General features: G+C 47.2%; 1 protein-coding gene. It reads left to right on the top strand.

All coding sequences use genetic code 11. The features are described 5' to 3' along the window. A partial coding sequence (locus R7O13_RS26570) for a M48 family metallopeptidase (RefSeq protein WP_318305170.1) occupies positions 1 to 745 on the top strand: 745 nt, incomplete at both ends.

Raw genomic sequence — 745 nt, 5'->3', positions numbered from 1 at the left:
ATTGATGATGCCGTCATCGGAGTAACGCAAGGAGCACTAGATGCATTTAGCCGTGACGAACTTCAAGGTGTAATTGCCCATGAGTTCAGCCACATCTTAAATGGTGATATGCGGTTGAATACTCGTCTGATTGGTGCGTTATTTGGCATTACCTGCATTGCTCATTTTGGTCATCTGATCTTGGATAACTCGAACAGCACTCGTCACGTATCACGTAGTTCTTCTGATTCAAACAAAGGCTTCGCTGTCATCATACTGATTGCGATTGTCTGCTTGGTGCTGGGTTGGTTAGGAACCTTGTTCGGCAACATGATCAAAGCAGCGATTTCGCGCCAACGCGAGTTTTTAGCTGACGCCAGTGCGGTGCAGTTCACTCGCAACGATCAAGGGATTGCGGGAGCGTTAAAGAAGATTGGCAGCAACGTTCAAGGCTCTACCTTAAACACGAAAGCCAGTGATGAAATGAGCCACATGATGTTTGGACAGAGTAAATTGTCCGGTTTCTCTAGTTTGTTCGCGACACACCCACCACTGGACGAAAGAATTCGAAGAATCGAACCCAATTGGGACGGAAGCTACGCTCAACATTCTCATGCTCAAAACACGGCGTTTGATAACGAACAAGTCAGTGGCTTTGCCGTAGGTGGCGGCTCTCCTGCTTCGCAATCTGCCTCACCATCGGAGCAATTGATTGAGACAGGCAAACAGTTGATCAGTCAATTACCACCAGAGTTAGTTGATATCG

This window comes from Vibrio sp. Y176, assembly GCF_033438945.1.
The sequence above is the reverse complement of the archived record's forward strand: the minus strand, read 5'-3'. Positions and strand labels throughout refer to the sequence as shown.